Origin of the sequence: Pseudomonas sp. NBRC 100443 (genome assembly GCF_030268185.1) — a bacterium.
Classification (GTDB): domain Bacteria; phylum Pseudomonadota; class Gammaproteobacteria; order Pseudomonadales; family Pseudomonadaceae; genus Pseudomonas; species Pseudomonas citronellolis.
In genome coordinates, this window is the sequence record NZ_BSQE01000006.1 from 277,007 (window position 1) to 302,341 (window position 25,335).

The following is a 25,335-nucleotide window of genomic DNA, read 5'->3' on the forward strand; positions in this document are numbered from 1 at the left end:
GGTACTGCGTTGTCGATGTGCCCCGCTCAGGGGCGGGTCGTCGTCAGATGCGGCTGGGCTTGCCCGGCGACTGCTCGGCGACCTTCGGCGGCTCGCTGTCTTCCACCGCCTGGCGCGAGCGGGCGAGGGCGGCGAGGGTGTCCGGGCTGGCCATGGGCACGCCCTGGGCATCCACCTCGGCGCCGGGGCGCACGCGCTGCAGGCCGTTGACCACGATGCGGTCGCCCTTGGCCAGGCCGCTGCGGACGATGCGCAGGCCCTCCAGCTTCGGCCCCAGTTCGATGGCGCGGTAGGCCACCTTCCTGTCGGCGCCGACCACCAGCACGAACTTCTTGCCCAGGTCCGTGCCGACCGCTTCGTCCTTGATCAGCGCGGCGTCGTAGGTGCCGGAGCCGACCAGCTTGATGCGCGCGTAGAGGCCGGGGGTGTAGAGGCCGTCCTTGTTGTCGAACACCGCGCGGCCGCGGATGGTGCCGGTCTTGGGGTTGACCTGGTTGTCGAGGAAGTCCAGGCGGCCCAGGTGCGGGAAGCCGTCCTCGCCGGTCAGGCCGAGGTACACCGGGGTGCTGCCGCGGGCGTCCGGGCCGCCGGCGCGGGCCATGGCCACGTACTTCAGGTAGACGCGCTCGTCGGCGTCGAAGTAGGCATAGACCTTGTCGGTGGAGACCAGGGTGGTGAGCAGGCTCTGCCCGGAGTTGACCAGGTTGCCGGAGGTGACTTCGGCGCGCGAGACGCGGCCGTCGATGGGCGCGGTGATCTGGGTGAACGACAGGTTCAGGCGCGCGTTGTCCAGCTCGGCCTGGGTCGCCGCGACCTGGGCGCGGGCCTCGGTGGCAGCGGCGCTGCGGGCGTCGGCCAGCTCGGCGGAGATGGCGTTGGTGGCGCGCAGGCGGTCGCCGCGGGCGGCTTCGTTGGCGGTGCGCGTCTGGTTGGCGCGGGCCTGCGCCAGCTGGGCCTCAAGGCGATGGACCTCGGCCTGGAACGGGCGCGGGTCGATCTGGAACAGCAGGTCGCCTTTCTTCACCAGGGCGCCTTCGCGGAAGGTCACCTTGTCGATGTAGCCGGAGACGCGCGGGCGCAGCTCGACGGACTCCGGTGCCTCCAGGCGGCCGGTGAACTCGTCCCACTCGTTGACCGGCTGTTCGATGACCTCGGCGACGCTGACCTTGGGCGCGGGCATGTTCTGCGCGGCTTCCTGGGTCTTGCCGCAGGCGCTGAGCACCAGGACGGCGGCCAGTGCGAGGGGGATACGCAAGGAATTGGGTGAACGCTCCATGGGGAAGACTCCGGCATTTTTTTCTGTAATGGGCGGAGTCTGCGTTCCAGGCGTCTAAGTCGCTAATCGAACGGGAGCATTCTTATTATCACGGCCAGTGATAAACCCTGTTGCATTATCCGTATCAATCGATGGGGGATTTTCTGCTACCGGGTGGTGGGTCTTGTGGCGGGCCGTTTGCGTATATGGATTCAGGGAGCTTCCAGGTTCCGCTTCACACCGAACGGTCCCCTCTCCCGCTTGCGGGGGAGGGTTAGGGAGGGGGAGCGGAGTGCAGGGTTGGCAGCGGAGTGTCGGCGAAGTCCGCAACCCTCACCCCAGCCCTCTCCCAGAGGGAGAGGGGGCCGTCCGGCGCGGGCGGCGAAGCCGGAGTCATCCTGATATGCCGGAGGCGTTATGCGCCCCAGGCTACAGGAGAGACGCCATCGTAGGATGGGTTGAGCGAAGCGATACCCATCGCCATGACCGAGCAATAGCGGCGCGGGATCAGGCCTTGGCCAGGCGGGCGCGGGCCACGCGGGAGCCGTTTTCCTTGCCGAGCACCTGGCAGATGCGCTGGCCGGCGGCGATCAGGGCGTCGAGGTCGATGCCGGTGTGGATGCCCAGGCCGTTTAGCAGGTAGAGCACGTCCTCGGTGGCCACGTTGCCGGTGGCGCCCTTGGCGTAGGGGCAGCCGCCGAGGCCGGCGACCGAGCTGTCGAACACGGCGATGCCTTCCAAGAGGCTTGCGTAGATGTTCGCCAGGGCCTGGCCGTAGGTGTCGTGGAAGTGCCCGGCCAGGCGTTCGCGCGGCACGCGGGCGCCGACCGTTTCGAACATGGCGCGGGTGGCGCCGGCGGTGCCGACGCCGATGGTGTCGCCCAGGGACACTTCGTAGCAGCCCATGGCGTCCAGCTCGGCGGCCACGGCGGCCACCTGCTGCACGTCCACCTCGCCCTGGTAGGGGCAACCGAGCACGCAGGACACGTAGCCGCGCACGCGGATGCCGTGCTCGCGGGCGGCGTCCATCACCGGCACGAAGCGTTCCAGGCTCTCCTTGATCGAGCAGTTGATGTTCTTCTGCGAGAAGGCCTCGGAGGCGGCGGCGAACACCGCCACTTCCTTCACCCCGGCCTCCAGCGCGGCCTCGAAGCCCTTGAGGTTGGGCGCCAGGGCGGCGTAGGTGACGCCGGGCTTCTGCCGGATGCCGGCGAAGACTTCGGCGGAGCCGGCCATCTGCGGCACCCACTTGGGCGAGACGAAGCTGCCGACCTCGACGTAGGCCAGGCCGGCGGCGCTCAGGTCGTCCACCAGGCGCACCTTGTCGGCGACGCTGATGGGCTGTTTCTCGTTCTGCAGGCCGTCGCGCGGGCCGACTTCGACCAGGCGGACGTGTTGGGGCAGGGGCATGCTGGGTCCTCGTTGTGTTCTGTGGGGAACTGTCCTGCGCAGCGGTGGCGGGCGGAGCGTAGGGCGAATAACCGTTCGCGGTTATCCGCCGCTTCACCGATCTCATGCCCGGCTTCCCGGTCGAGCCTGGAGCGCTCCGAAACAGGTGCTCCGTGACCAAATCCGCATCGCGCCGGAAGCCAAGGCCAAACGGCGTATAACGCGGAGCGTTATACGCCCTACGCAAGGGTCAGGCTTCTTCCAACTCCACCAGCGCCGTACCCTCGGCCACCAGTTCGCCTTCGCTGCAATACAGCGATTTCACCACGCCGGCGTGCGGCGCGCGAATGCTGTGTTCCATCTTCATGGCTTCCAGCACCACCAGGGCGGCGCCGGCTTCCACGCTTTGCCCGGGCTGGACCAGGATGCGCACGATGCTGCCGTTCATCGGCGCGCCCAGGCCGCCGTGGTGGGCGTGGGCGGCCTCGGCTTCGGCGATGGCGTCGTAGCGGCGCACCTGCACCAGCTCGCCCTGCCATTCCAGGTACAGGCTGTCGCCCTGGCGCAGGGCCAGATGGCGGCGGCGCAGGCCGTCGAGGTCCACTTCCAGCCATTCGCCCTTGAGCGTCGCGCCGCGCACGCCATCGGCATGGCGCAGGCGCACCACCTGGGATTCGCCCTTGGCCAGCAGGTGCAGGTCGGTTTCCCCCGGCAGGCCGCTGCGCCAGCCGTCGCGGGCGCTCCACGGGGAGTGGGCGTCGTCGTTGCGCACGCGCTCGGCTTCGCTTTGCGCCCAGGCCTCGCCGGCCAGTTGCCAGAATTGCGGCGGCAGTTCGCCGGGCGCCGGCAGCAGTTGTTCCTGGTGGCGGGCGATGAAGCCGGTGTCCAGTTCGGCGGCGGCGAAGGCCGGGTGGGCCAGCACGCGGCGCAGGAACGCCAGGTTGGTCTTGAAGCCGCCCACGGCGGTTTCGCCAAGCATCGCCAGCAGGCGCTGGCGGGCTTCCTCGCGGTTCTCGCCCCAGGCGATCAGCTTGGCCAGCATGGGGTCGTAGAACGGCGAGATGTCGTCGCCCTCGCGGATGCCGCTGTCCACCCGGCGGCCGGGGCCGGCCGGCGGTTCGCGGTACAGCGCCAGGTGGCCGCTGGCGGGCAGGAAGCCGCCTTCCGGGTCCTCGGCGTAGAGGCGCACTTCGATGGCGTGGCCGTTCAGCGGCACCTGCTCCTGGCTGATCGGCAGCGGCTCGCCACGGGCCACGCGAATCTGCCAGGCCACCAGGTCGAGGCCGGTGATGGCCTCGGTGACCGGGTGTTCCACCTGCAGGCGGGTGTTCATTTCCATGAAGAAGAACTGGCCGCTGCCTTCGTCGTAGAGGAACTCCACGGTGCCGGCGCCGACGTAGCCGATGGCCTGGGCGGCGCGCACGGCGGCCTCGCCCATGCCGCGACGCAGCTCCACCGAGAGGCCGGGGGCGGGAGCTTCCTCGACCACCTTCTGGTGGCGGCGCTGGATCGAGCAGTCGCGCTCGTTGAGGTACAGGCAGTTGCCGTGCTGGTCGGCGAACACCTGGATCTCCACGTGGCGCGGCTTGGTCAGGTATTTCTCCACCAGCATGCGCGAGTCGCCGAAGCCGGACTGGGCCTCGCGCTGGGCGGATTCCAGGGCCTCGGCCAGTTCGCTTTCGCGCTCCACCACCTTCATGCCCTTGCCGCCACCGCCGGCGGCGGCCTTGAGCAGCACCGGGTAGCCGATGCGCGCGGCTTCGCCCTGGAAGGTGGCGTAGTCCTGGGCCTCGCCGTGGTAGCCGGGCACCAGCGGCACGCCGGCGTCTTCCATCAGCGCCTTGGCCGCGGACTTGCTGCCCATGGCATCGATGGCGCTGGCCGGCGGACCGAGGAACACCAGCCCGGCCTCTTCGCAGGCGCGGGCGAAGCCGGCATTCTCCGAGAGGAAGCCGTAGCCGGGGTGGATGGCCTGGGCGCCGGCGGCCTTGGCCGCGGCCAGCACGGCGTCGGCGCGCAGGTAGGATTCGGCCGGCTTGGCGCCGCCCAGGTCGATGGCGATGTCCGCTTCCTCGACATGGCGGGCGTGGCGGTCGGTGGCGCTGTGCACGGCGACGGTGGTCAGGCCCAGGGCCTTGGCGGTGCGCATCACCCGGCAGGCGATCTCGCCGCGGTTGGCCACCAGTAGCGTTGTAATCATTGTTTTGCTCCGTTGAAGAGCTGGAAGCCGGAAGCTATAAGCTGGAAGCTGGAGAGCACTCCCGCTTCAAGCTTCCGGCTTCAAGCTTCTAGCTGCTCTTCTGCCATTTCGGTTTGCGTTTCTCGAGGAAGGCGTGCAGCCCTTCCTGGCCTTCGGGGCTGATGCGGATGCGGGCGATGGCGGCCTCGGTGTAGCGGCGCAGGTTGGGGCTCAATTCTCCGCTGCCGATCTCCTGGAACAGCGCCTTGCAGGCCACCAGCGCGGCCGGACTGTTGTTCAGCAGGTTGGCGACCCAGGCCTCGACCTTCTCCTCCAGCTCCTCGGCGGCGTAGCACTCGTCCAGCAGGCCCAGTTCGCGGGCGCGGGCGCCGTCGAAGCGCTCGGCGGTGAGGGCGTAGCGGGTGGCTGCGCGCTGGCCGATGGCCTTGGTCACGAAGGGCCCGATGGTCGCCGGGATCAGCCCGATACGCACTTCCGACAGGCAGAACTGCGCCTGCTCGCTGCCCAGGGCCATGTCGCAGCAGGCCACCAGGCCCACGCCACCGCCGAAGGCCGCGCCCTGGACCACGGCCAGGGTCGGTATCTTCAGCAGGTGCAGGTTGTTCAGCAGCTCGGCCAGTTGCTGGGCGTCGGCGAGGTTGCCCTGGTAGTCGAGCTTCACCGCCTCCTGCATCCAGGCCAGGTCGGCGCCGCCGCAGAAGTGCCTGCCGCGGCCGCGCAGCACCAGCAGGCGCACCTCGGCGTCGTCGGCCACCTGGTCCAGCGCCCGGATCAGCTCGGCGATGGTCTGGGCGTTGAAGGCGTTGTTCTTGTCCGGGCGGTTCAGCCACAGGGTGGCGACGCCGCGGTCGTCTTTCTCTAGCTGGATGTTTTCGTAAGTAGGCATGGTCGTTTCCTGGCTGGAGGCCGAAAGCTGGAAGCTGGAAGCGAAAGCCGCGCGACTTCCGGCTTCAAGCTTCCAGCTTTCTTACATCCTGAATACGCCGAAGCGGGTCGGCTCGATAGGCGCGTTGAGCGAGGCGGACAGGGCCAGGGCGAGCACTTCGCGGGTCTGCGCCGGGTCGATCACGCCGTCGTCCCACAGCCGCGCGCTGGAGTAGTAGGGGTGCCCCTGGCGCTCGTACTGGGCGAGGATCGGCGCCTTGATCTTCGCTTCCTCCTCGGCGCTCAGCGTATTGCCGGCGCGCTCGGCCTGCTCGCGCTTGACCTGGGCCAAGACGCCCGCGGCCTGCTCGCCGCCCATCACGCCGATCCGCGCGTTGGGCCACATCCACAGGAAACGCGGGTCGTAGGCGCGGCCGCACATGCCGTAGTTGCCGGCGCCGAAGCTGCCGCCGATGATCACGGTGAACTTCGGCACCTGGGCGCAGGCCACCGCGGTGACCAGCTTGGCGCCGTGCTTGGCGATGCCGCCGGCCTCGTACTTCTGGCCGACCATGAAGCCGGTGATGTTCTGCAGGAACAGCAGCGGGATGCCGCGCTGGCAGGCCAGTTCGATGAAGTGCGCGCCTTTCTGCGCGGCCTCGGCGAAGAGGATGCCGTTGTTCGCCAGGATGGCGATGGGGTAGCCGTGCAGGTGGGCGAAGCCGCACACCAGGGTGGTGCCGAACAGCGCCTTGAACTCGTCGAACTCGCTGCCGTCGACCAGGCGGGCGATGATCTCGCGCACGTCGAAGGGCTGCTTGCTGTCCACCGGAATGACGCCGTACAGCTCCTCGGCCGGGTACAGCGGCGCGCGCGGGGGCAGGGTGTTGAGCTTGCCCTGCTTGGTCCAGTTGAGGTTGGCGATGCAGCGGCGGGCGATGGCCAGGGCGTGGGCGTCGTCCTCGGCGTAGTGGTCGGCCACGCCGCTGGTCTTGCAGTGCACGTCGGCGCCGCCCAGGTCCTCGGCGCTGACCACCTCGCCGGTGGCGGCCTTCACCAGCGGCGGGCCGGCGAGGAAGATGGTGGCCTGCTCGCGGACCATGATGGTCTCGTCGCTCATCGCCGGCACGTAGGCGCCGCCGGCGGTGCACGAGCCCATCACCACGGCGATCTGCGGGATGCCCTGGGCGCTCATGTTGGCCTGGTTGAAGAAGATCCGCCCGAAGTGCTCGCGGTCGGGGAACACCTCGTCCTGGCGCGGCAGGTTGGCGCCGCCGGAGTCCACCAGGTAGATGCACGGCAGGCGGTTCTGCTGGGCGATGGCCTGGGCGCGCAGGTGCTTCTTCACGGTCAGTGGGTAGTAGCTGCCGCCCTTCACCGTGGCGTCGTTGCCGACGATCATGCATTCCACGCCTTCCACGCGGCCGATGCCGGCGACCACGCCGGCGGCGGCCACGTCCTCGCCGTACACCTCGTGGGCGGCGAGGGCGGAGACTTCGAGGAACGGCGAGCCGGCGTCGAGCAGGCGGTTGATGCGCTCGCGCACCAGCAGCTTGCCGCGCGCGCTGTGCTTGGCCTGGGCGGCGGCGCCGCCGCCTTCATGGACGCGGCCGAGCAGGGCGCGCAGGTCCTGGACGCTCTCCAGCATGGTCGCGGCGTTGGCGGCGTATTCGGGGGAGCGCGGGTTGATCTGGGTGCTAAGGATGGTCATTGGAGGCTCCGCGAGCTGGAAGCCGGAAGCTTGAAGCTGGAAGCAAGGGCTCTTCGCTTCCGGCTTTCAGCTTTCAGCTTTCAGCTTTCAGCTTCAGGCTTATTTGGTTTCGTTAAAGAGCTCGCGCCCAATCAACATCCGACGGATCTCGCTGGTGCCGGCGCCGATCTCGTAGAGCTTGGCGTCGCGCAGCAGGCGGCCGGTGGGGAATTCGTTGATGTAGCCGTTGCCGCCGAGGATCTGGATGGCGTCCAGGGCCATCTGCGTCGCGCGTTCGGCGGTGTAGAGGATCACCCCGGCGGCGTCCTTGCGGGTGGTCTCGCCGCGGTCGCAGGCCTGGGCCACCGCGTACAGGTAGGCGCGGCTGGCGTTGAGCTGGGTGTACATGTCGGCGACCTTGCCCTGGATCAGCTGGAACTCGCCTATGCTCTGGCCGAACTGCTTGCGGTCGTGGATGTAGGGGACGATCACGTCCATGCACGCCTGCATGATGCCGATCGGGCCGCCGGCAAGTACCACGCGCTCGTAGTCCAGGCCGCTCATCAGCACCTTCACGCCGCCGTTGACCGCGCCCAGCACGTTCTCTTCCGGCACTTCCACGTCATCGAAGAACAGCTCGCAGGTGTTCGAGCCGCGCATGCCCAGCTTGTCGAACTTGTTGCCGCGGCTGAAGCCCTTCCAGTCGCGCTCGACGATGAATGCGGTGATGCCGTGGGGGCCCTTTTCCGGCTCGGTCTTGGCGTAGATCACGTAGGTGTTGGCGTCCGGGCCGTTGGTGATCCAGGTCTTGCTGCCGTTGAGCACGAAGCGGTCGCCGCGCTTGTCGGCGCGCAGCTTCATGGAGACCACGTCGGAGCCGGCATTGGGCTCGCTCATGGCCAGCGCGCCGACGTGCTCGCCGCTGATCAGCTTGGGCAGGTACTTGGCTTTCTGTTCGGCATTGCCGTTGCGCTTTATCTGGTTGACGCACAGGTTGGAGTGCGCGCCGTAGGACAGGCCGACCGAGGCCGAGCCGCGGCTGATCTCCTCGATGGCGATGACGTGGGCCAGGTAGCCCATGTTGGCGCCGCCGTATTCCTCGCTGACGGTGATGCCGAGCAGGCCCATGTCGCCGAACTTCTTCCACATGTCCATGGGGAACAGGTTGTCGGCGTCGATCTGCGCGGCGCGCGGGGCCAGTTCGCTGGCGACGAAGCTCTGCACCTGCTCGCGGAGCATGTCGATGGTTTCGCCGAGGCCGAAGTTGAGGGACGGGTAGCTCATGGTTGCACCTGCTTTCTTGTACTTGGATAAGGGTAGGGCGCGCTCAGGCGCGCTGTTTCTTCTCGGTCTCGGCCAGGGCCGCCAGGCAGCGTTCCTCGGCCGTGTCCAGTTCCAGCTTCATCTGCTCGATGTCGAGCAACTGCTGCTCCAGCTGCGCGCGGCGCGCGGCGATCTTGCCCATGAAGGTATCGAGCTGCTTGCGGTTGCCGCTGCTGGGGTCGTAGAGGTCGATCAGCTCCTTGCACTCGGCCAGCGAGAAGCCGATGCGCTTGCCGCGCAGGATCAGCTTCAGCGCCACCAGGTCCTTGGGGCTGTAGATGCGTTCCTGGCCGCGGCGCTCGGGGCTGAGCATGCCTTGCTCCTCGTAGAAGCGGATGGCGCGGGTGGTGACGTCCAGTTCGCGGGCCAGGTCGGAAATGCTGTAGGTGGTCGGCATCGGGCTTGCTCGTTCGTTTACCTTTACGTTAACGTAAACCTGCGTCGAGGGGCTGTCAATCACTTCGCCGCGGGCCGGCTGGCCCGCTAATTGCGTGCGTTGCCGGGCAACCGGGAGTCCTCTTTACTGAAGGGGAGGACGGGTGTAGACAGTCCCTGACCAGCCTGACGTCCCGCGCGGCAACGCACCGCGCGGGCAAGCGGAGCCGAGATCGACATGACAAGAACAATAGGCAGCGACCTGCTGCGCGAGGCCCACCGGGCCCGCGAACGCCTGCAGCGCGAGGGCGAGCTACCCGCCGGCGTGCTGCGCGAGGAAATCGACGCCTCCTGGCGGCGCAGCCTGGGCCACGGCCTGGACTGCGGCAGCGGCAACGACCAGGAGCTGGACAACCGCGCCGGCATCGAGCTGCTGCTGGAGAACAACCGCCTGCTGCTCGACGCCGCCACCCCCGAGCTGGACTTCCTGCGCCAGCGCCAGGGCCACGACGCCCTGGTGATCCTGGCCAACGCCGACGCCACCATCGTCTCGGTGGCCGGCGCCCATGAGCGCCTGCGCCGCATCGGCCTGGAAGACATCGCCCCGGGCGCCTGCTGGAGCGAGGCCGCGCGCGGCACCAACGCCCTGGGCACCGCCCTGGTGGAAGGCCGCGCCACCCAGATCGACTGCGGCGAGCACTACCTGGAACGGCTCAGCCGCTTCTCCTGCACCTCCGTGCCCATCAGTTGCCCCCAGGGCAACCTGCTCGGCGTGCTCGACCTGACCCGCGAAGGCCCCCTGGCCGGCCCGGTGGAAAGCCTCAGCCTGCTCAACCGCGCCGCGGTGCAGATCGAGGAACGGCTGTTCGCCGCCAGCTTCCCGGGGCAGGTGGTGCTGTCCTTCCACAGCCGCCGCCAGTACCTGGATTCGCCCTGGCAGGGCCTGCTGGCGCTGAGCCTGGAGGGCCGCATCCTGGCCCTCAGCACGCCGGCCTGCCAGTTGCTCGGCGCGCCGCGCGAAACGCTGGTCGGGCGCCGCTGCGAAGACCTGCTGGGCGCCAGGGGCGAGCAACTGCTCGCGCGCCTGCAATCCGGCGCCCTGGGCAGCCTGCAGACGGCCAAGGGCGAGTTCTTCTACAAGGTGCTGCAGGCGCCGCTGCGCGCCAGCGCGGTGTCGGTGCCGGCGCGCCAGCCGCAGCGCCCGGCCCCGGCCGCGCCGGATCTGGAAGCCCTGGCCGGCGGCAACCCGCGCTACGCCCGCGCTTTGCGCATGGCCCGCCAGGGCCTGCTGAACGAACTGCCGGTGCTGCTGCTGGGCGAGACCGGCAGCGGCAAGGAGGTGGTGGCGCGCGCCCTGCACCAGAGCAGTGCGCGCTCCGGCAAGCCGTTCATCGCGGTGAACTGCGCGGCCATCCCCGAAGGGCTGATCGAATCCGAACTGTTCGGCTACCGCGAAGGCGCCTTCACCGGCTCGCGCCGCGGCGGCATGGTTGGCCGCCTGCAACAGGCCCACGGCGGCACCCTGTTCCTCGACGAGATCGGCGACATGCCCCTGGCCCTGCAGGCCCGCCTGCTGCGTGTGTTGCAGGAACGCAAGGTGGCGCCGCTGGGCGCGGGTGAAGAGCAGGACATAGACGTAGCGCTGATCTGCGCCACCCACCGCGACCTCAAGCGCCAAGTGGAAGAGAAGCACTTCCGCGAAGACCTCTACTACCGCGTCAACGGCATCAGCGTGCGCCTGCCGGCCCTGCGCGAGCGCGACGACCTCGGCCAACTGGCCCAGGGCCTGCTGGCCAAGCTGGGCGCGCCCGAGGTGCGGCTGGACGACGAACTCTTCGCGCTGCTGGCCGACTACCACTGGCCGGGCAACATCCGCCAGTTGGAAATGGTGCTGCGCACCGCCCTGGCCATGCGCGAGCCGGGCGAAAACACCCTGGGCCTGGAGCACCTGCCGGACAGCACCCTGGAAGAACTCGCCGCCGGCGAACGGCAGCCCTGTGGGCGCATCCGCGAGACCGAGATGGAGCTGATCCGCCAGGCCCTGGACCGCCACCAGGGCAACGTCTCGGCGGCCGCCGACGCCCTGGGCATCAGCCGCGCCACCCTGTACCGCAAGCTCAAGCAACTGAAGGGCGGCTGATGTTCTTCACCCGCCTGATCGACAGCGACGACCCCAAGGCCCTCAAGGAGGCGCTGCACTGGCTGTACGGCTTCGTCCGCCCGCAGCGCCTGGCCATCCTCGGCCTGCTCGGCCTGGCCCTGTGCGCCTCGCTGCTGGCCCTGGCGCAACCCTGGCTGACCAAGCTGCTGATCGACGACGGCCTGCTGGCCCGCGACTTCCCCCTGCTGGCGCTGCTGGCCGGGGTGATGATCGTGGTCGGGCTGGTCGGCACCGTGCTGTCGGGGCTCAACCGCTACCTGCACACGCGGCTGTCCGGGCGCATCCTGTTCGCCCTGCGCGATGCGCTGTACCGTCACCTGCAAAGCCTGTCGCCGACCTTCTTCGCCCGCCGCCGCATCGGCGACCTGATGTCGCGGCTGGACGGCGACGTCGCCGAAATCCAGCGCTTCGCGGTGGACTCGCTGTTCTCCGCGGTGTCTGCGGTGATCGGCCTGGTCGGCTCGCTGGCGTTGCTGCTGACGCTCAGTTGGCAACTGTCGCTGCTGGTCGCCGTGCTGATCCCGCTGGACGTGCTCTGGCTGCGCTGGATGCGCAAGAAGGTCGAGCGCGAGGCGCGCCAGCTGCGCGAGCGTTCGGCCGACCTGTCGTCGTTCTTCGTCGAGACCCTGCCGGCGATGAAGTTCATCCAGTCCGCCGGCCAGCAGGGCCGCGAGGCGCAACGCCTGGAAGGGCTGGGCCAGGGCTACCTGGGCCAGCTGCTGCGCCTGCAACTGACCGAATTCTTCACCCAGGCGCTGCCGGGGATGCTGATGTCGCTGTCGCGCGCCTGCGCCTTCCTGGTCGGCGGCTACTGGGTGGTGCAGGGCACCTGGCAACTGGGCTCGCTGATCGCCTTCTCCACCTACCTGGGCATGGCCATCGGCCCGGTGCAGAGCCTGCTCGGCCTGTACGTGGCGCTGCAACGCATGACCGTCAGCCTGGGCCGGGTGATGGAACTGCGCGGCGAAGCGCCGGGCGTGGCGTCGCCGGCGCAGCCCAGGCCGATGCCGAGCGTCGGCGAACTGCGCCTGGAAGGCGTGAGCTTCAACCACGCCGGCCGCAGCCAACCCTTGCTGGACCAGGTGGACGCCTGCATCCCGGCCGGGCGCAAGGTGGCCCTGAGCGGGCCCTCGGGCGTCGGCAAGTCGACCCTGACCGACCTGCTGCAACGCTTCTACGACCCGGACCAGGGCCGCATCCTGCTGGACGGCGTGGACCTGCGCGAGCTGGACCTGTTCGAGCTGCGCCGGCGCATCGCCGTGGTCAGCCAGGAGCTGGTGCTGTTCCGCGGCAGCCTGGCGGACAACCTGTCGTACAGCGCGCCCCACGTCAGCCGCGAGGAGATCGAAAGGGTAGCGACCCTGGCCCAGCTGGACGGCCTGATAGCCAGCCTGCCCGAAGGCCTCGACAGCCCCCTGGGGGAGCGCGGCCAGCAATTGTCCGGCGGGCAGAAGCAGCGTATCGCCATCGCCCGCGCGCTGTTGCAGGATCCGCTGGTGCTGATCCTCGACGAGGCCACCTCGCAGGTGGACGAAAGCACCGAGCGCGAGGTGATAGCCGCCATCGACCGGCTGTTCGCCGGGCGCACGCGCATCCTCGTCAGCCACCGTCCCTCGACATTGGCCGAGGCCGACCTGCGCCTGGAGTTGCAGGATGGCCGGCTGAGCGTGCGCGAGGTGCCGTTGGTGGCCGTGGGAGGGCAGGGTGGCTGAGGTGCGGGTGGGGGTGGTCGACAGCGGCCATGCCGTGGAGCAGGCGGGTTGCGTGGTGGCCGGGCAGCGTTTCTGTCTGGCCGATGAGGGAGTGGAGCGACTGCTACTGGCGGCCGATGTTTTGGGTCATGGCTCGGCGGTGATCCAGGCGGTGCTTTCCCGGGCGCCGCAAGCGCGCTTCAGCGTGGCCCAGGTGTTCGACGGTCGCGGTGTGACCAGCCCGTTGCAGATCGCGGCTGCGTTGCAGTGGTTGGGCGGACAGGGTGTGCGGGTGATCAACCTGAGCCTGGGGGTGCGCCAGGATCGGCCGATCCTCCGCGAGGCCGTCGCCGAACTGGTGGAGGCGGGCGTTCTGGTCTGCGCGTCCAGCCCGGCGCGGGGCGAGCCGGTGTTTCCGGCTGCCTATCCGGGGGTGGTGCGGGTGACCGGGGATGCGCGTTGTGGCGAGGGGGAGTGGTCGTGGCTGGGGAGTGCGCAGGCGGATTTCGGGGCGGCTGTGCGGGTTGCGGGGCAGGCGGGGGCGAGTCTTGGTTGCGCGGCGTTTTGTGGGCATCTGGTGGCTTTGCTGGGGGAGCGGTCGGCGTTGTCGAATGAAGAATTGTTGGCGCTGATGCGTGAGGGTGCCGTGTACAAGGGCATCGAGTGGAAGGTGAGTTTATGAGTGGGGTTGGGGTTCCTTTCCCTCTCCCTAACCCTCTCTCTGAAGGGAGAGGGGACTGTTTGGAGTGGCTGCGAGGTTCGACATTCCGCCGGCCACGTCGGAATAGCAGAATGACTCGGAATTCAAGTTCGCACCGAACGGCTCCCTCTCCCTTCAGGGAGAGGGCTGGGGAGAGGGTGCGGACCTACAGCCAACACCAAACCCCCCAGCGAACACCCCCATGCCCCCAATCCTGATCCTTGGCGCCGGCCCCGCCGGAGCAGCCACCGCCATCGGCCTCCACCACCTCGGCCATCCCGTCGCCGTCATCAGCGAATGGCGCCGCTTCGCCGCCGTCGAAGGCGTCTCCCAGCGCGTCCTCGACGGCCTGCGCCATGCCGGCCTCAACCACGCCATGGCCTGCACCGCGCCGCCTTCGCAACGCCGGGTGAACTGGAACGGCAGCGAAAGCGCGCAGAACATCGAATTCATCCTCGACCGCCCACTGTTCGACCAGGGCCTGCGCCAGGACCTGCATAACGTCGGCATCCAAGTGCTGGAAGACCGCGTGCTCGGCGTGGAATCCGACGCCACGGGCCACCACGTGCGCCTGGAAAGCGGCCAGCAGTTGCACACTCCCTTCCTCGTCGAAGCCCGCGGTCGCCAGGCGCCGCTGTACCAGAAGGCCGGCAAGGCCCGTCGCGGCCCGGAAACCCTCAGCCTGCTCAGCCGCTGGCAGGGCGCGCCGGGGCCGGTGGCCAGCGCGGTGCAGAGCCTGGTCGACGGCTGGGCGTGGATGGCGCGGCTGGCCGATGGGCGCTGCTACTGGCAGTTGACCCTGGACGTGGCCAGCAGCGCGCTGCCGCCCAAGGAGCAACTACTCGACTACTGCCGCGAACGGCGCCAGCGTTCCGCGCTCAGCCAGGCATTCTTCGGCGGCCACCCCGAGCAGGATCTGGAACTGCACGCCCGCAGCAGCACGCCGATCCTCTGCCTGGAGGCCTGCGGCGAGAACTGGATTCGCGTGGGCGATGCGGCCATGGCGGTGGACCCGCTGTCCGGCAACGGCATCTTCCAGTCGCTGTCCTCGGCGTTGCAGGCGCCCGCTGTCATCAACACGCTGTTGCGCGCCCCGCAGCGCGCCGAGTTGGCCAAGCGTTTCCACCAGCGCCGGGTGGAGCAGCTGTTCCTGCGCTTTGCCCGCGTTGGCCGCGACTTCTATGCCGAAGAAAAACAATGGGCCGAACAGCCCTTCTGGCAGGCCCGCCGCGCCTGGCCGGACGAGGTGCCCAGTCACGCCCCGGCGGACTTCGCCGCCTTGCGCATCGAGCGCGCCCCAGTGCTGCGCGACGGCCTGGTGGACGAGGCCGAGGTGGTGGTCAGCCCCGACCAGCCCCTGGGCATCTGGCACCTGCAGGGGCTGGAGCTGGCGCCCTGGCTGCGGCGCCTGCGCAGCGAGCCGCAGGCGCAGGTGCTGGCCGCGCTGCCGGAACAGCAGCGGCGCATCTTCCAGGGCTGGCTGCTGAGCCAGGGCTACCGCCCGCGCTGATCAGGCCTTGAACTGCTGCGCCAGGCGGTGCTGCTGCTCGGCGCTGTGGTTCAGCTGCTGGCTCAGGTGCGCCGAGCGCTCGGCCTGGTCCGACAGGGCCTGGGTCACGTCGCGGATGGCGCCGATGTTGCGGCCGATCTCCTCGGCCACGCTGCTCTGCTCCTCGGCGGCGCTGGCGATCTGCAGGTTCATGTCGCTGATCAGGTTCACCGCGCCGGTGATGCGTTGCAGCGCGTCTATGGCCTGGCGCGCCTGCTGCACGTTGTCCTGGGCCTGGCGGTAGCTGGCGTGCATGGCGTCGGCCACCGACAGGCTGCGCGCCTGCAGGTTCTCGATCACCCCGCGAATCTCTTCCACCGAGTCCTGGGTACGCCTGGCCAGGCCGCGCACTTCGTCGGCCACCACGGCGAAGCCGCGCCCGGATTCGCCGGCCCGCGCCGCTTCGATGGCGGCGTTGAGCGCCAGCAGGTTGGTCTGCGCGGCGATGCTCTGGATCACCTCGAGAATGGCGCCGATCTGCTCGTTGCTGCTGGCCAGGTTCTGCAGCTCGCCCATGGCCTGGTTCATGTCGCCGGCCAGGGCGTCGATGCCGGCGCTGGTGGCCTCGATGGTGGCGTAGCCCTGCTGGCTGGCGCGCTCGGCCTCGCTGGCGGCCTGGGCGGCGCTGGCCGCGCTCTGCGCCGAGGCGTTGGCGGTGGCGGACATCTCCTGCAGCGCGGTGGCGACCATGTCGATCTCGCGGAACTGCTGCTGGATGCCGTCGCTGGTCTGGCGGGCGATGGCGGCGGTCTGGTCGGCGCCGGCGCGGGCCTCGCCGCTGGCGGTCTGCACCGCGGCGATGCTCGGCTGCAGCTTGTCGAGGAAGCGGTTGAAGGCCAGGGCCAGGCGGCCCAGCTCGTCGTGGCGCGGGTAGTTCAGGCGGCGGGTGAGGTCGCCTTCGCCGTCGGCGATGTCCTCCAGCATGCGCGCAAGGCCGAGGATCGGCCGGCTGATGCCGCGGGCGGTGAGGGTGATGATGCCCAGGCCGAATAGCGCCACCAGCGCGCCCAGGCCGATTTCCAGCCAGGTGCTGCGCGCGCGCAGGCCCTCCAGGGTGTGCTTCAGCGACTGCGCCGGGGCCAGCAGCACCTGCCGGGGCACGCTGAGCAGGATGCCCCAGGGCTTGGCGCCGGCCAGCGGCGCCAGGCTGGCGAGCACGCTGACGTCGTCGCCCTGGTCGTAGGTCGGCGAGCGGCCCTGGGCCATGTCGCCCAGCACCTGGGGCAGCGCCGCGTCCTTGAACGGCTGGCCGAGGCCGGCGGCGTTGGCGCTGTCGCTGGCCAGCAGGCCGTTGGGGCTGAGGATGCGGATGCGCCCCTGGCCGTCGAAAAGCTGGCGGCTGCCCTCGACGCTGCTCTGCTGCAGCGCCGCGAGGTCGATGTCGAAGCCGATGGCGGCGAGGAACTTGCCGTTCTCCAGCAGCGGCAGGGTGATGCTGGTGACCAGCCGGCGTTGCCCGGAGGCGTCGTCGAAGTAGGGGTCGAGCACGCAGGGCGCGAGGCTGGCCCGCGAGCAGGTGAAGAAGGCGTTGTACGGCTGGCCGCTGGGGCCGGGGGTGGTGTCGGCCAGCACCTGCTCGGTGCCCACCACGTTCTGCTGCTGGCCGCCGCTGCGCAGCAGGTACAGGGTGAAGCGGCCGTTCTCGTTGCTGCCCAGCTCGTCGCGGCCCTTGAAGCGGGCGTCGGCGCCGTCCAGCGCGTCGACGCCGAAGACCACGAACAGCCCCAGCAGCTCCGGGTGCGCGGCCAGGGTGCCGCCCATCTCGGCGACCACCTTGCGCCGCAGCGCCTCGGCGTCGAGGTTGCCCAGGCGCTGCTGCTCGCGCAGCGCCTGCAGGGTACGCGACAGGCCCTCGCCGAGCAGCAGCTTGTCCTGCAGCTGGCGTTGCAGTTGCAGGGCCTGCACCTGGCCCTGGGTCTGCAGGCTGGCGTGGGCGGCCCCGGCGAACAGCTTGCCGCTGTCGTCGGCGATCACCTGGCTGTCCTGGCGCGCCTGGTACAGCGACAGGCCGATCAGGGTGGCGGCGATGCCCAGCAGGCACAGGCCGGCGAGCCAGGTGATGCGGCCCTGGAGGGTGGAGTGGATGCTGCGCATGGGAGGCCTCCCTGGAAACCGCGAAACCCGCCGGCGCGCCACCGCCGGGATGGGGGCCGGCGGTGGCGCGGAGGCGGGTTCTTGGCTTGTGGCTTAGAAGGTGCTGGTGAAGATCAGCTGGGTGTAGAGGTTGTCGTCGTTGCCGCCGATCTGGGTGCCGCCTTGCTCGGCGCTCTTCTTCGGCTTGTACACGCCGACCAGCGGGGTGATGGTCAGGTGCGGGCTGACGGTCCAGTCGGCGTACAGGTCGATCTCGTGGCCGCCGAGGTTGCCCAGGTCCTTGTCGATGGTGTCGAAGCGGAACCATTGCAGGCCGACGTCGAAGGTCTCCGTCGGCTGGATTTTGGCACCGACGTTGTGGACGCGGGTGTTGCTGTTGAAGGGGCCGGAGTAGTTGCCCGCCACCTCACCCTGGAACCAGGTGCCGAAGCCGCGGCTGAAGCCGTAGAACAGCGGATCGAAGCCTTCGGAGAAGCGGCTGAAGCGGTAGCTGACGTAGGGCTTCCAGGCGGCGTCGGCGAAGGTCCAGCCGGCCTCCAGGTACCAGGCGTTCTCGTCGTCGGCGTGGCGCTTGTCCTGCCAGGCGTACTCGCCGGAGAGGAACAGGTTCTCCACGCCGGCGTTGCCCTGGCCGCGCAGGCTGTAGGTCTTCATGTCCTTGCGGTCGAGCTGGGCGGGGGAGGCGTACTGCTCGTCGATGTCGGTGACGTCGATGTAGGTCAGGCCCAGGGTGCCGGCGTCACTGACGTGCTCCAGGGTGCCGACGTACAGTTCGGGCTTGGCCTGGGCCGGGTTGTCGGACTTCAGGCGCATGATGTCGCCGCGCCAGCCCTGCTTGCCGCCGATGCGCAGCACCGCGGTTTCGTCGAAGCTGCGGCGGCCGGCCAGGTAGTAGGCGCCGCCGCGGTCGAACATGCCGTCGGCCAGGCCATTGCCGAAGTTGAGGGCGTCGCCGTTGATCAGGAAGCCGTCGCCGACCACGATGTTCTGGCGGCCGAAGGAGAAGTCGATGCCGTCCTCGCCCAGCACCGGGAACAGCGTGCCCGAGCGCCAGCCCAGGTAGGCGTCCTCGATCTTGGTGGTGCGCTCGGAGCCGTCGGTGAAGCCGGCGGCGTCGCCGTCGCCCCAGGTCGCCGAGCTGAGCAGGGCGAAGGCGCCGTACAGGCTGCCGGCGCCGCCCAGGCGCTGGTCGCCGCTCAGGCCGTACTTGATGAAACCTTCCTGCCAGTAGGACGAACCCTTGTCCTTGGTGCCGCTCTGCGCGTAGTTCTCCTGGCTGTGCAGCAGCGCATAGACCGCGGTGAGGTCGGCGTTGAGGTGGGTGTCGTCGGTGGAATACAGCGAGTAGGCGCTGGCCTGGCCGCTGCCCGCGATCAGCAGGGCGAGCAGCGTCGGGCGCAGGACGGTGGATCGGGTCATGGCGTGCATCCGTATCGTTATTGTTGGCAGGGGACGAAACTGCCTGGGATGCTAAGGCCATGGGCGCAGCTGGCCTTGTGCCTGTCTGCCAAGTGCTTGGATGTGCTTGCCAGATGTCTGCGGGATCGCGGAGAGAGTCCGTTTCTACGGTGGGACAGGTGCCTCACGGAAACCTGTAGGAGCAGGCCCTGCCTGCGATTCGCGCGCAGGGCGCGCTCCTACATGGGAATGGCGTGAGTGGCGCAGCGTAGGAGCGGATCTCATCCGCGAATCGCGCCGGAACCCCCGGCTATCGCGGACAAGGTCCTACGTTCCAGGAAGCACGGCTTTTCGTAGGATGGTGTTGAGCGAAGCGATACCCATCAGCGCAACCGCATGGGTTTCGCAAGCTCAACCCATCCTACGAAGAGCACCTCGGCGCAAGACAGTTGCTCCTGCGTGGCAGGGAAACTCGGGCGTAGGAGCGGACTCCGTCCGCGATGGCTTCCCAGCGGCTCCGGGCCATGCGCTCGTGGGGAAGCCCAACCGGCGGCGCTGTCCGGGGCGCCGACAATCCCCCGGACAACGCCGCCGGCGTGGCTGCTCAGTGCCCGGCCGGCTTGGCGGCGGCGCGCCCGGCGAGCATGCGGCCGAGCAGGGCGAGGAGGGTGAGGGCGATCAGCAGCACCGAGATGGCCGCCACCGCCGGGTCGATGTTGTCGCGCAGGCCGGACCAGATCTGCCGCGGCAGGGTGTTGACCTCGGTGCTGGTGACGAACAGCGTCACCGCGATCTCTTCCCAGGAGAGCGCGAAGCACAGCAGCGCGGTGCTGGCCACGCCCAGCTTGAGGTTCGGCAGCACCACCAGGAAGGTGGTCTGCGCCAGGCTGGCGCCGAGGTTGCGCGCGGCCAGTTCGATGCGCCGGTCCAGTTGGCTCAGGGCCACCAGCATGGTCACCACGCCGTAGGGCACCACCATCACGATGTGGGCGATGGTCAGGCCGAACAGGGTGTCGTAGCCCAGGCCGGGGGCGAACTTGCTCACCGTGGTTTCCATGAAGTACAGCACCATCGCCGAGATCATCGGCGGGATGGCCATGGGCAGCAGCACCAGGCCGATCAGCAGCGCCGCCCAGCGCGAGCGCAGGTACCAGATGCCCAGGGCGAAGCTCACCGCCAGGGCGGTGGCGACCACGCAGGCGGCGCTGGCCACCACCAGGCTCTGGCCCACCGCCGAGAGCCACTCGGGGCTGTCCAGCAGGGCCTTGTAGTGGCGCAGCGACCAGTTGCCGTCGGGCATGGAGAGGAAGCGCTTGCCGGTGAAGGACACCGGGATCACCGCCAGCAGCGGGAACAGCATGAAGATCATCGCCATGGCGGCGAGCAGGCGGCTCGGCGCGCGGCTTTCGTGTGCGTTCATTCGGCTTTCCTCATCCCACCAGCTTGTCGACGCGGGTCATGCGCAGCAGCACCCAGATCAGCCCCGCCACCAGCGCCAGCAGCACCACCGAGAGCGCCGCGCCCAGGCCCCAGTTGCTGGTCTGGAACATCTGCAGGTAGACGTACTCGGCCACCATCACCGTCTGCCCGCCACCGAGGATCGCGGGGGTGATGAAGAAGCCCAGGCAGAACACGAAGACGATGATGAAGGCGCCGAGGATGCCGGGAATGGTCTGCGGCACGAAGATGCTCCAGAAGGTGTGCAGCTGCCCGGCGCCCAGGCCGCGGGCGGCCAGCAGCACGCGCGGGTCGAGGCGGCGCATGGTCGACACCAGCGGGAACAGCGCGAAGGGCACCATGAAGTGGACCATGCCGATCACCACCCCCAGCTCGTTGCGCGTGAGCTGCAGCGGCTCGCTGGTGATGCCCAGCGCCTGCAGCCAGCCGTTGAGCAGGCCGTTGCTGCGCAGGGCGATCAGCCAGCCGAAGGCGCGCACCAGCACCGACAGCCAGAAGGGGATGAACACGCAGATTTCCACCATGCGTTGCCAGAACGGCGGGCTGTACACCCAGCAGTAGGCCATCAGGTAGGCGATCAGCAGCGACACCACGCTCACCGTGGTGCACAGGCGGAAGGTGCGCCAGAGCACGTCGTGGATCGCCGGGTCGCTGGCGATGCGCTGGTACTGCTCGATGCCCGGGGTGGGCAGGCTGAAGCTCCAGCCCACCACCCCGGCGAAGGGCAGCACGTAGAACAGCAGCAGCACCAGCGGCAGCGGCGCCAGCAGCAGGGCCAGCTTCAGCCGCGAGGGGTTCTCCGCCATGGGCTCACCTCACTTGGAAACGTGGGTCAGGTACTGCTCCAGGGCCACCGCGTAGTGGTCGGTGTACCACTCGTGGCTGAGCATGATCTGCCTGGGCAGGTTGTCCGGGTCGGTGCAGTTCAGGTGCCTGCGGTCGGCCGGGATGAGCGAGGCGGCGGCCGGGTTGGCCGGGCCGTTGCCGAACAGCTTGAACAGCTCCACCTGGGATTGCGGGTCCTGGGCGTAGGCGATGAAGCGCATGGCCGCGTCCTTGCCCGCCGGGTTGCCCTTGAGCACGCCCCAGTTGCTGCAGCCCAGCAGGGCGTTGTCGAAGGTCCACTGGATGCGGCCCTCGCTGTCCTCGGTGATGACCTGGGCGCGGGTGTTCCAGATGGCGCCCATGCTCACCTCGCCCTCGATCAGCAGTTGCTGGGTCTCGGCGCCCGAGCCCCAGAAGGCCAGGATGTGCGGCTTGAGTTCGTCGATCTTCTTCAGCGCGCGCGGCACGTCCAGCGGGTAGAGCTGGTTCGCCGGCACGCCGTCGGCCAGCAGCGCGGCCTCCAGCATGCCGTTCATCCACTTGTACAGGGTGCGCTTGCCGGGGAAGGCCTCGACGTCCCAGAAGTCCTTCCAGGTCTTCGGCGCCTTGTCGCCGAAGCGCTCGCTGTCGTAGGCGATCACGTAGCTGAGCATGTAGTCGGCGATGCCGTATTCGTAGGCGAAGCCGGGCAGCACCTTGTCTTTCGAGACAATGCTGTAGTCGATCGGCTCCACCAGGTTTTCCTTGCCCAGGTTCTGCAGGATGGAGCTTTCCGCGTCGACCACGTCCCAGCTCACCCGGCCGCTGCTCATCTGCGTGCGGATGGCGCCCTCGGTGGGGCCGCTGCCGTCGATCTTCACCGGGATGCCGGTGCTCTTGGAAAAGCCCTCGGTCCAGGCCTTGCCGAACGCCTTGATGGCGTCGCCGCCCCAGTTCACCACCACCAGCGGCTTGTCGCCGGCGGCGAAGCTGACGCCGCTGCGCAGGGCCAGGGGCAGGGCGGCCAGCAGGCCCATGCCCTTGAGGAAGGTGCGGCGGTCGATCTGCCCGCGGCGGGCCTTTTCCATGAGGACTTCGATGCAGTCTTGCTGATGCGGGTTGAACATGAATGCAGCTCCCAGGCAGGGGAAGGCGAAAGGGGGAAGGGCGCGCGCGGGCGCCCCGGGAATCAGGCGAGCAGCAGGCTCTTCTCGATCGGCCAGCTCAGCCACACGCGGGCGCCCTGGTCCAGGCGCGCGGCCTGGTGCTCGGCGTGCACCGCCAGGCTCATGGGCAGCGCGCCCTCGGCGGCGGTGGCCAGGCCCAGTTCGGTGCTGGCGCCCTGGTAGGTCTTGGCGGTGAGCACCGCCTGCACCACGTTGTGGCCTTCCACCTGCGGCGGCGCGCTGTGCAGTTGCATGTGCTCGGGGCGCACCGCCAGCAGCGGCGCGGCGGCGTCCAGGGCGGCGGAGGGTTCGGCGTGCAGCTCGGCGTCGCCGAAGCGCCCGCGGGCCAGGGCGCCGGCGCGGCCCACCTGGCTCAGCGGGAACAGGTTCATCTTGCCGAGGAACTCGGCGACGAAGCGGTTGGCGGGCTGGTTGTAGATGGCCTGCGGGGTGTCGATCTGCGCCACCTGGCCGCGGTTGAAGATGGCGATGCGGGTGGACAGCGCCAGGGCCTCGTTCTGGTCGTGGGTGACGAACACGAAGGTGGTGCCGACCTGGCGGTGGATGCGCTGCAGTTCGGCCTGCAGCTGTTCGCGCAGGTTCTTGTCCAGCGCCGAGAGGGGTTCGTCGAGCAGCAGCAGGTCCGGCTCGAACACCAGTGCGCGGGCGATGGCCACGCGCTGCTGCTGGCCGCCGGAGAGCTCGCCGGGGCGCTTGCCGCGGTGTTCGCCCAGGCCCACTACTTCCAGCATGTGGCGCACCCGGCGGTTGCGTTCCTCGGCTTTGACGCCACGGATTTTCAGCGGGAAGGCGACGTTGTCGTCGATGCTCATGTGCGGGAACAGCGCGTAGCCCTGGAACACCATGCCGAAGTTGCGCTTCTCCGCCGGGCGCCGGGTGATGTCCTGGCCGAGGGCTTCGAGGCGCCCGCTGGACGGGTCCTGGAAGCCGGCGAGGATCATCAGGAAGGTGGTCTTGCCGGAGCCGGAGGGGCCGAGGAGGGTGAGGAACTCGCCCTGCTGGATATCGATGGACACATCGCTCAGGGCGCGGAAATCGCCGTAGCGCTTGCCGATGTCGATGGCACGAAGTTGGGGCTGTCGCTCCACTGCATTCACCTCGTCTTATTCTTGTTCTGTGGCGCGGCGACCCAGCGGTCAGCCGTCCTTTTGCGCAGTATTGTCAAATCCTCCTGCGCTTCAATCGCGTTTTTTTGCCGTCATTGTTCAAATTCCTTCACCAATCACCCCGCCGCGGCTGCCCTTGCGGAACTGTTCGGAAAGCCGCAGCTCGGCCTTCATCCAGGCCTTGAAGGCCTGCACGTCGGGGCGTTCGCTCTTGGCCGCGTCGGTGACGAAGTAGTAGCGGTTCGGCGGCTCGATGGAGACGTTGAACAGCCGCACCAACTGCCCCTTGGCCATGGCGTCGCCGCTGACCAGGGCGTCGCCCATGGCCACGCCTTGCCCGGCGATGGCCGCCGACTGCACCAGGTGCGCATCGGAGAAGACGATGCCGTTGCGCACGTTGAGGTCGCGCACCCCGGCCGCCGCCGCCCACAGCAGCCAGTCGGAGTGGTCGACCATGTGCAGCAGCGGCAGGTTGGCCAGGTCCTCCGGCGAGTCCAGCCCGCCGGCGGCGTTGAGCAGCGAGGGGCTGCACACCGGGAAGGTGTCCAGGGTGGCGATCAGTTCCACGCGCAGGTCCGGCCAGTCGCCCACGCCATAGGCGATGAACAGGTCGACGTCGCGGTTGCTGACGTCGTCGGGAATCCGCGGCGAGACCAGGTTCAGCTCCACCTGCGGGTGGGCGCGCTGGAACTTGCCGATCTGGTGGCACAGCCAGTAGGTGGCGAAGCCCGGGGTGCAGCTCACGCACAGGCGCCCGGCGATCTCCTGGGCGTCGGTGAAGCGCCGCGCCTCGTTGAGGATGCCCAGGGCGCGCTGTGTCTCGCGGGCGAAGTACTCGCCGCGGTAGGTCAGCACGATGCCGCGCCCGGATTTCTCGATCAGCGCGGTGCCCAGGCATTCCTCCAGGCTGCGCAACTGGTGGCTCACGGCGCTGCGGGTCAGGCTCAGCTCGCTGGCGGCGGCGGACAGGCTGCCCAGGCGGGCGACGGCGTCGAGCACGCGCAGGGCGGTCATCGAAGGGAAGCGCATGGGCTCACTCCTGGTGGGGGCGGGCGCGCCGCTGGCGGAAGCCTTCCGGGGTGGTCCCGGCGTGGCGCAGGAAGGCGCGGTGGAAGCTGGTGACGTGTTCGTAGCCGAGCAGAAAGGCGATCTCCTGCAGGCTCATGCGGCTGGCCAGCAGGTAGCGCTCGGCCAGGGCCATGCGCACCTCGTAGACCACGCCCTTGAAGGTCAGGCCGTGGGCGCGCAGGCGCCGCTGCAGGGTGTGCGGCGGCAGGCGGAAGTGCGCGGCGGCCTGCTCCAGGTCCGGCAGCGGCACCCGGGCGTTCTGCAGCAGGTAGAAGCGCAGGTCGTCGGGCAGCGCCTCGCCGCTCTCGAAGCTGGCCAGGGTGGCCGCGCCCTGGGCCTGGCACAGGCGCAGCACCGAGGGGTTGGAAGTGGAGAAGGGGCGCTCGTGGAATGCCCGCGGGATGCGCAGCTCGGCGCGGCTGGCGGCGAACTCGCTGCGGCCGGGGAACAGCTCGGCGTAGAGCGCGGCGTGGGGCGGCGCGGCGAACGGCAGGCGCACCTGCATGCCGGCGCACTCGGCCAGCTCCGGTAGGCGCTGGCACAGCCAGCGCCAGGTGCTGCTGAACCATTCCTCCAGCAGCGCCTGGGTTTCCACGGGGCTGTAGGGCGGCGCCTGAAGGGCCAGCACCAGGTGCTCGCCGTGTTCCTCGCGGGTGACGTGGATGGGGTGCGGCAGCAGGCTGGAGGGCTGGCCCAGGGAGATGTCCCAGGAGCGCCGCAGGTTGGCCGCGCTGATCAGCGCGTAGCCGATCACCCCCAGGTCGAACAGGTTGTAGCGCTGGCCCAGGCGCAGGAAGAAGTCGCTGGCGCCGAGCAGCCCGGCGGCCTGGCGCAGCAGGCGGTAGTAGCGGGCGAAGGTCATGCTGGCGGCGGCCTCGGCGGCGGGCACGCCAAGCCCGGCGAGCAGCGGCGCGAGCGGCGGCAGCCGGGGCCGGGCCTGCCATTCCTCGAGGAAGCGCTGGTACAGCTGGCGCGCGGCGTAGTCGATGTCGGACTGCTGGTCGGGCATGCTCGTGCTTGTTA

At 69.2% G+C, this 25,335-nt stretch carries 19 protein-coding genes and 1 pseudogene; 4 read left to right on the forward strand and 16 right to left on the reverse strand.

The window, feature by feature from the left end:
• Nucleotides 1-43 precede the first annotated feature (43 nt).
• The 7 genes from mexE to QSJ95_RS10645 all read right to left on the reverse strand — a co-directional run bounded on the left by mexE (nt 44) and on the right by QSJ95_RS10645 (nt 9,118).
• A complete protein-coding gene (gene mexE, locus QSJ95_RS10615) occupies nt 44-1,276 on the reverse strand; it encodes a multidrug efflux RND transporter periplasmic adaptor subunit MexE (RefSeq protein ID WP_285642231.1) in 1,233 nt (410 codons plus the stop codon).
• Between the two features lie 486 nt (nt 1,277-1,762).
• The gene (locus QSJ95_RS10620) at nt 1,763-2,665 is read right to left on the reverse strand and encodes a hydroxymethylglutaryl-CoA lyase (RefSeq protein WP_285642233.1); all 903 of its coding nucleotides are present in this window, start codon (nt 2,663-2,665) and stop codon (nt 1,763-1,765) included.
• A 229-nt stretch (nt 2,666-2,894) separates the two neighbouring features.
• Complete coding sequence (locus QSJ95_RS10625; RefSeq protein WP_285642234.1) at nt 2,895-4,844, reverse strand: acetyl/propionyl/methylcrotonyl-CoA carboxylase subunit alpha; 1,950 nt, start codon at nt 4,842-4,844, stop codon at nt 2,895-2,897.
• A gap of 88 nt (nt 4,845-4,932) precedes the next feature.
• Nucleotides 4,933-5,730 carry a gamma-carboxygeranoyl-CoA hydratase gene (locus QSJ95_RS10630; protein ID WP_285642236.1) on the reverse strand — a complete coding sequence of 266 codons (798 nt, stop codon included), beginning with the start codon at nt 5,728-5,730 and terminating at the stop codon, nt 4,933-4,935.
• An 81-nt stretch (nt 5,731-5,811) separates the two neighbouring features.
• The gene (locus tag QSJ95_RS10635; protein ID WP_285642238.1) at nt 5,812-7,419 is read right to left on the reverse strand and encodes a carboxyl transferase domain-containing protein; all 1,608 of its coding nucleotides are present in this window, start codon (nt 7,417-7,419) and stop codon (nt 5,812-5,814) included.
• 99 nt (nt 7,420-7,518) lie between these two features.
• Nucleotides 7,519-8,682 (reverse strand): isovaleryl-CoA dehydrogenase, encoded by a 1,164-nt coding sequence (locus QSJ95_RS10640; protein WP_285642240.1) that lies wholly within the window; start codon nt 8,680-8,682, stop codon nt 7,519-7,521.
• A 43-nt stretch (nt 8,683-8,725) separates the two neighbouring features.
• Nucleotides 8,726-9,118, reverse strand: a complete 393-nt coding sequence (locus QSJ95_RS10645) for a MerR family transcriptional regulator (RefSeq protein ID WP_043271816.1) — start codon at nt 9,116-9,118, stop codon at nt 8,726-8,728.
• Nucleotides 9,119-9,328: 210 nt separating this feature from the next.
• Here QSJ95_RS10645 and QSJ95_RS10650 point away from each other — a divergent pair, with 210 nt between their 5' ends.
• The 4 genes from QSJ95_RS10650 to qhpG all read left to right on the forward strand — a co-directional run bounded on the left by QSJ95_RS10650 (nt 9,329) and on the right by qhpG (nt 15,158).
• Entirely contained in the window at nt 9,329-11,236 is a 1,908-nt protein-coding gene (locus QSJ95_RS10650) for a sigma-54-dependent Fis family transcriptional regulator (RefSeq protein ID WP_488417238.1), read from the forward strand.
• Nucleotides 11,236-12,969 carry an ABC transporter ATP-binding protein gene (locus QSJ95_RS10655; protein WP_285642246.1) on the forward strand — a complete coding sequence of 578 codons (1,734 nt, stop codon included), beginning with the start codon at nt 11,236-11,238 and terminating at the stop codon, nt 12,967-12,969. Before QSJ95_RS10650 ends, QSJ95_RS10655 begins: the two co-directional genes overlap by 1 nt.
• Nucleotides 12,962-13,630 (forward strand): subtilisin-like serine protease QhpE, encoded by a 669-nt coding sequence (gene qhpE / locus QSJ95_RS10660; protein ID WP_285642248.1) that lies wholly within the window; start codon nt 12,962-12,964, stop codon nt 13,628-13,630. Before QSJ95_RS10655 ends, qhpE begins: the two co-directional genes overlap by 8 nt.
• 220 nt (nt 13,631-13,850) lie before the next feature.
• Nucleotides 13,851-15,158: a flavin-dependent monooxygenase QhpG gene (gene qhpG / locus QSJ95_RS10665; protein ID WP_285642250.1), complete on the forward strand. Its 1,308-nt coding sequence runs from the start codon at nt 13,851-13,853 to the stop codon at nt 15,156-15,158.
• Here the strand turns inward: qhpG and QSJ95_RS32985 are convergent, their stop codons facing one another.
• The 9 genes and pseudogenes from QSJ95_RS32985 to QSJ95_RS10705 form a co-directional block, all read right to left on the reverse strand.
• The gene (locus QSJ95_RS32985) at nt 15,159-15,713 is read right to left on the reverse strand and encodes a methyl-accepting chemotaxis protein (RefSeq protein ID WP_502945270.1); all 555 of its coding nucleotides are present in this window, start codon (nt 15,711-15,713) and stop codon (nt 15,159-15,161) included.
• Nucleotides 15,714-16,016: 303 nt separating this feature from the next.
• Nucleotides 16,017-17,291: pseudogene (locus QSJ95_RS32990) on the reverse strand (methyl-accepting chemotaxis protein); the annotation flags it as partial.
• A 93-nt stretch (nt 17,292-17,384) separates the two neighbouring features.
• A complete protein-coding gene (locus QSJ95_RS10675; RefSeq protein ID WP_043313438.1) occupies nt 17,385-18,710 on the reverse strand; it encodes an alginate export family protein in 1,326 nt (441 codons plus the stop codon).
• 583 nt (nt 18,711-19,293) lie between these two features.
• Nucleotides 19,294-20,109 carry an ABC transporter permease gene (locus QSJ95_RS10680; protein ID WP_058072229.1) on the reverse strand — a complete coding sequence of 272 codons (816 nt, stop codon included), beginning with the start codon at nt 20,107-20,109 and terminating at the stop codon, nt 19,294-19,296.
• A gap of 10 nt (nt 20,110-20,119) precedes the next feature.
• Nucleotides 20,120-20,953: an ABC transporter permease gene (locus QSJ95_RS10685; RefSeq protein WP_285642257.1), complete on the reverse strand. Its 834-nt coding sequence runs from the start codon at nt 20,951-20,953 to the stop codon at nt 20,120-20,122.
• Nucleotides 20,954-20,962: 9 nt separating this feature from the next.
• On the reverse strand, nt 20,963-22,078 hold the full coding sequence (locus QSJ95_RS10690; RefSeq protein ID WP_285642259.1) for an ABC transporter substrate-binding protein: 1,116 nt from the start codon (nt 22,076-22,078) through the stop codon (nt 20,963-20,965).
• 62 nt (nt 22,079-22,140) lie between these two features.
• A complete protein-coding gene (locus QSJ95_RS10695) occupies nt 22,141-23,226 on the reverse strand; it encodes an ABC transporter ATP-binding protein (protein WP_285642262.1) in 1,086 nt (361 codons plus the stop codon).
• A gap of 117 nt (nt 23,227-23,343) precedes the next feature.
• Nucleotides 23,344-24,273, reverse strand: coding sequence for a LysR substrate-binding domain-containing protein (locus QSJ95_RS10700; protein WP_009622667.1), 930 nt, complete (start codon nt 24,271-24,273; stop codon nt 23,344-23,346).
• 4 nt (nt 24,274-24,277) lie between these two features.
• Entirely contained in the window at nt 24,278-25,321 is a 1,044-nt protein-coding gene (locus QSJ95_RS10705) for a helix-turn-helix transcriptional regulator (RefSeq protein ID WP_285642266.1), read from the reverse strand.
• Nucleotides 25,322-25,335: the final 14 nt, after the last annotated feature.

Coding starts and splice junctions, on each gene's coding strand:
- QSJ95_RS10690 (WP_285642259.1), bottom strand. CDS start 22,078: ATGTTCAACCCGCATCAGCAAGACTGCATCGAAGTCCTCATGGAAAAG.
- QSJ95_RS10625 (WP_285642234.1), bottom strand. CDS start 4,844: ATGATTACAACGCTACTGGTGGCCAACCGCGGCGAGATCGCCTGCCGG.
- QSJ95_RS10640 (WP_285642240.1), bottom strand. CDS start 8,682: ATGAGCTACCCGTCCCTCAACTTCGGCCTCGGCGAAACCATCGACATG.
- QSJ95_RS10680 (WP_058072229.1), bottom strand. CDS start 20,109: ATGAACGCACACGAAAGCCGCGCGCCGAGCCGCCTGCTCGCCGCCATG.
- QSJ95_RS32985 (WP_502945270.1), bottom strand. CDS start 15,713: ATGGGCGAGCTGCAGAACCTGGCCAGCAGCAACGAGCAGATCGGCGCC.
- QSJ95_RS10630 (WP_285642236.1), bottom strand. CDS start 5,730: ATGCCTACTTACGAAAACATCCAGCTAGAGAAAGACGACCGCGGCGTC.
- QSJ95_RS10655 (WP_285642246.1), top strand. CDS start 11,236: ATGTTCTTCACCCGCCTGATCGACAGCGACGACCCCAAGGCCCTCAAG.
- mexE (WP_285642231.1), bottom strand. CDS start 1,276: ATGGAGCGTTCACCCAATTCCTTGCGTATCCCCCTCGCACTGGCCGCC.
- QSJ95_RS10700 (WP_009622667.1), bottom strand. CDS start 24,273: ATGCGCTTCCCTTCGATGACCGCCCTGCGCGTGCTCGACGCCGTCGCC.
- QSJ95_RS10635 (WP_285642238.1), bottom strand. CDS start 7,419: ATGACCATCCTTAGCACCCAGATCAACCCGCGCTCCCCCGAATACGCC.
- qhpG (WP_285642250.1), top strand. CDS start 13,851: ATGCCCCCAATCCTGATCCTTGGCGCCGGCCCCGCCGGAGCAGCCACC.
- QSJ95_RS10675 (WP_043313438.1), bottom strand. CDS start 18,710: ATGACCCGATCCACCGTCCTGCGCCCGACGCTGCTCGCCCTGCTGATC.
- QSJ95_RS10620 (WP_285642233.1), bottom strand. CDS start 2,665: ATGCCCCTGCCCCAACACGTCCGCCTGGTCGAAGTCGGCCCGCGCGAC.
- QSJ95_RS10685 (WP_285642257.1), bottom strand. CDS start 20,953: ATGGCGGAGAACCCCTCGCGGCTGAAGCTGGCCCTGCTGCTGGCGCCG.
- QSJ95_RS10645 (WP_043271816.1), bottom strand. CDS start 9,118: ATGCCGACCACCTACAGCATTTCCGACCTGGCCCGCGAACTGGACGTC.
- QSJ95_RS10705 (WP_285642266.1), bottom strand. CDS start 25,321: ATGCCCGACCAGCAGTCCGACATCGACTACGCCGCGCGCCAGCTGTAC.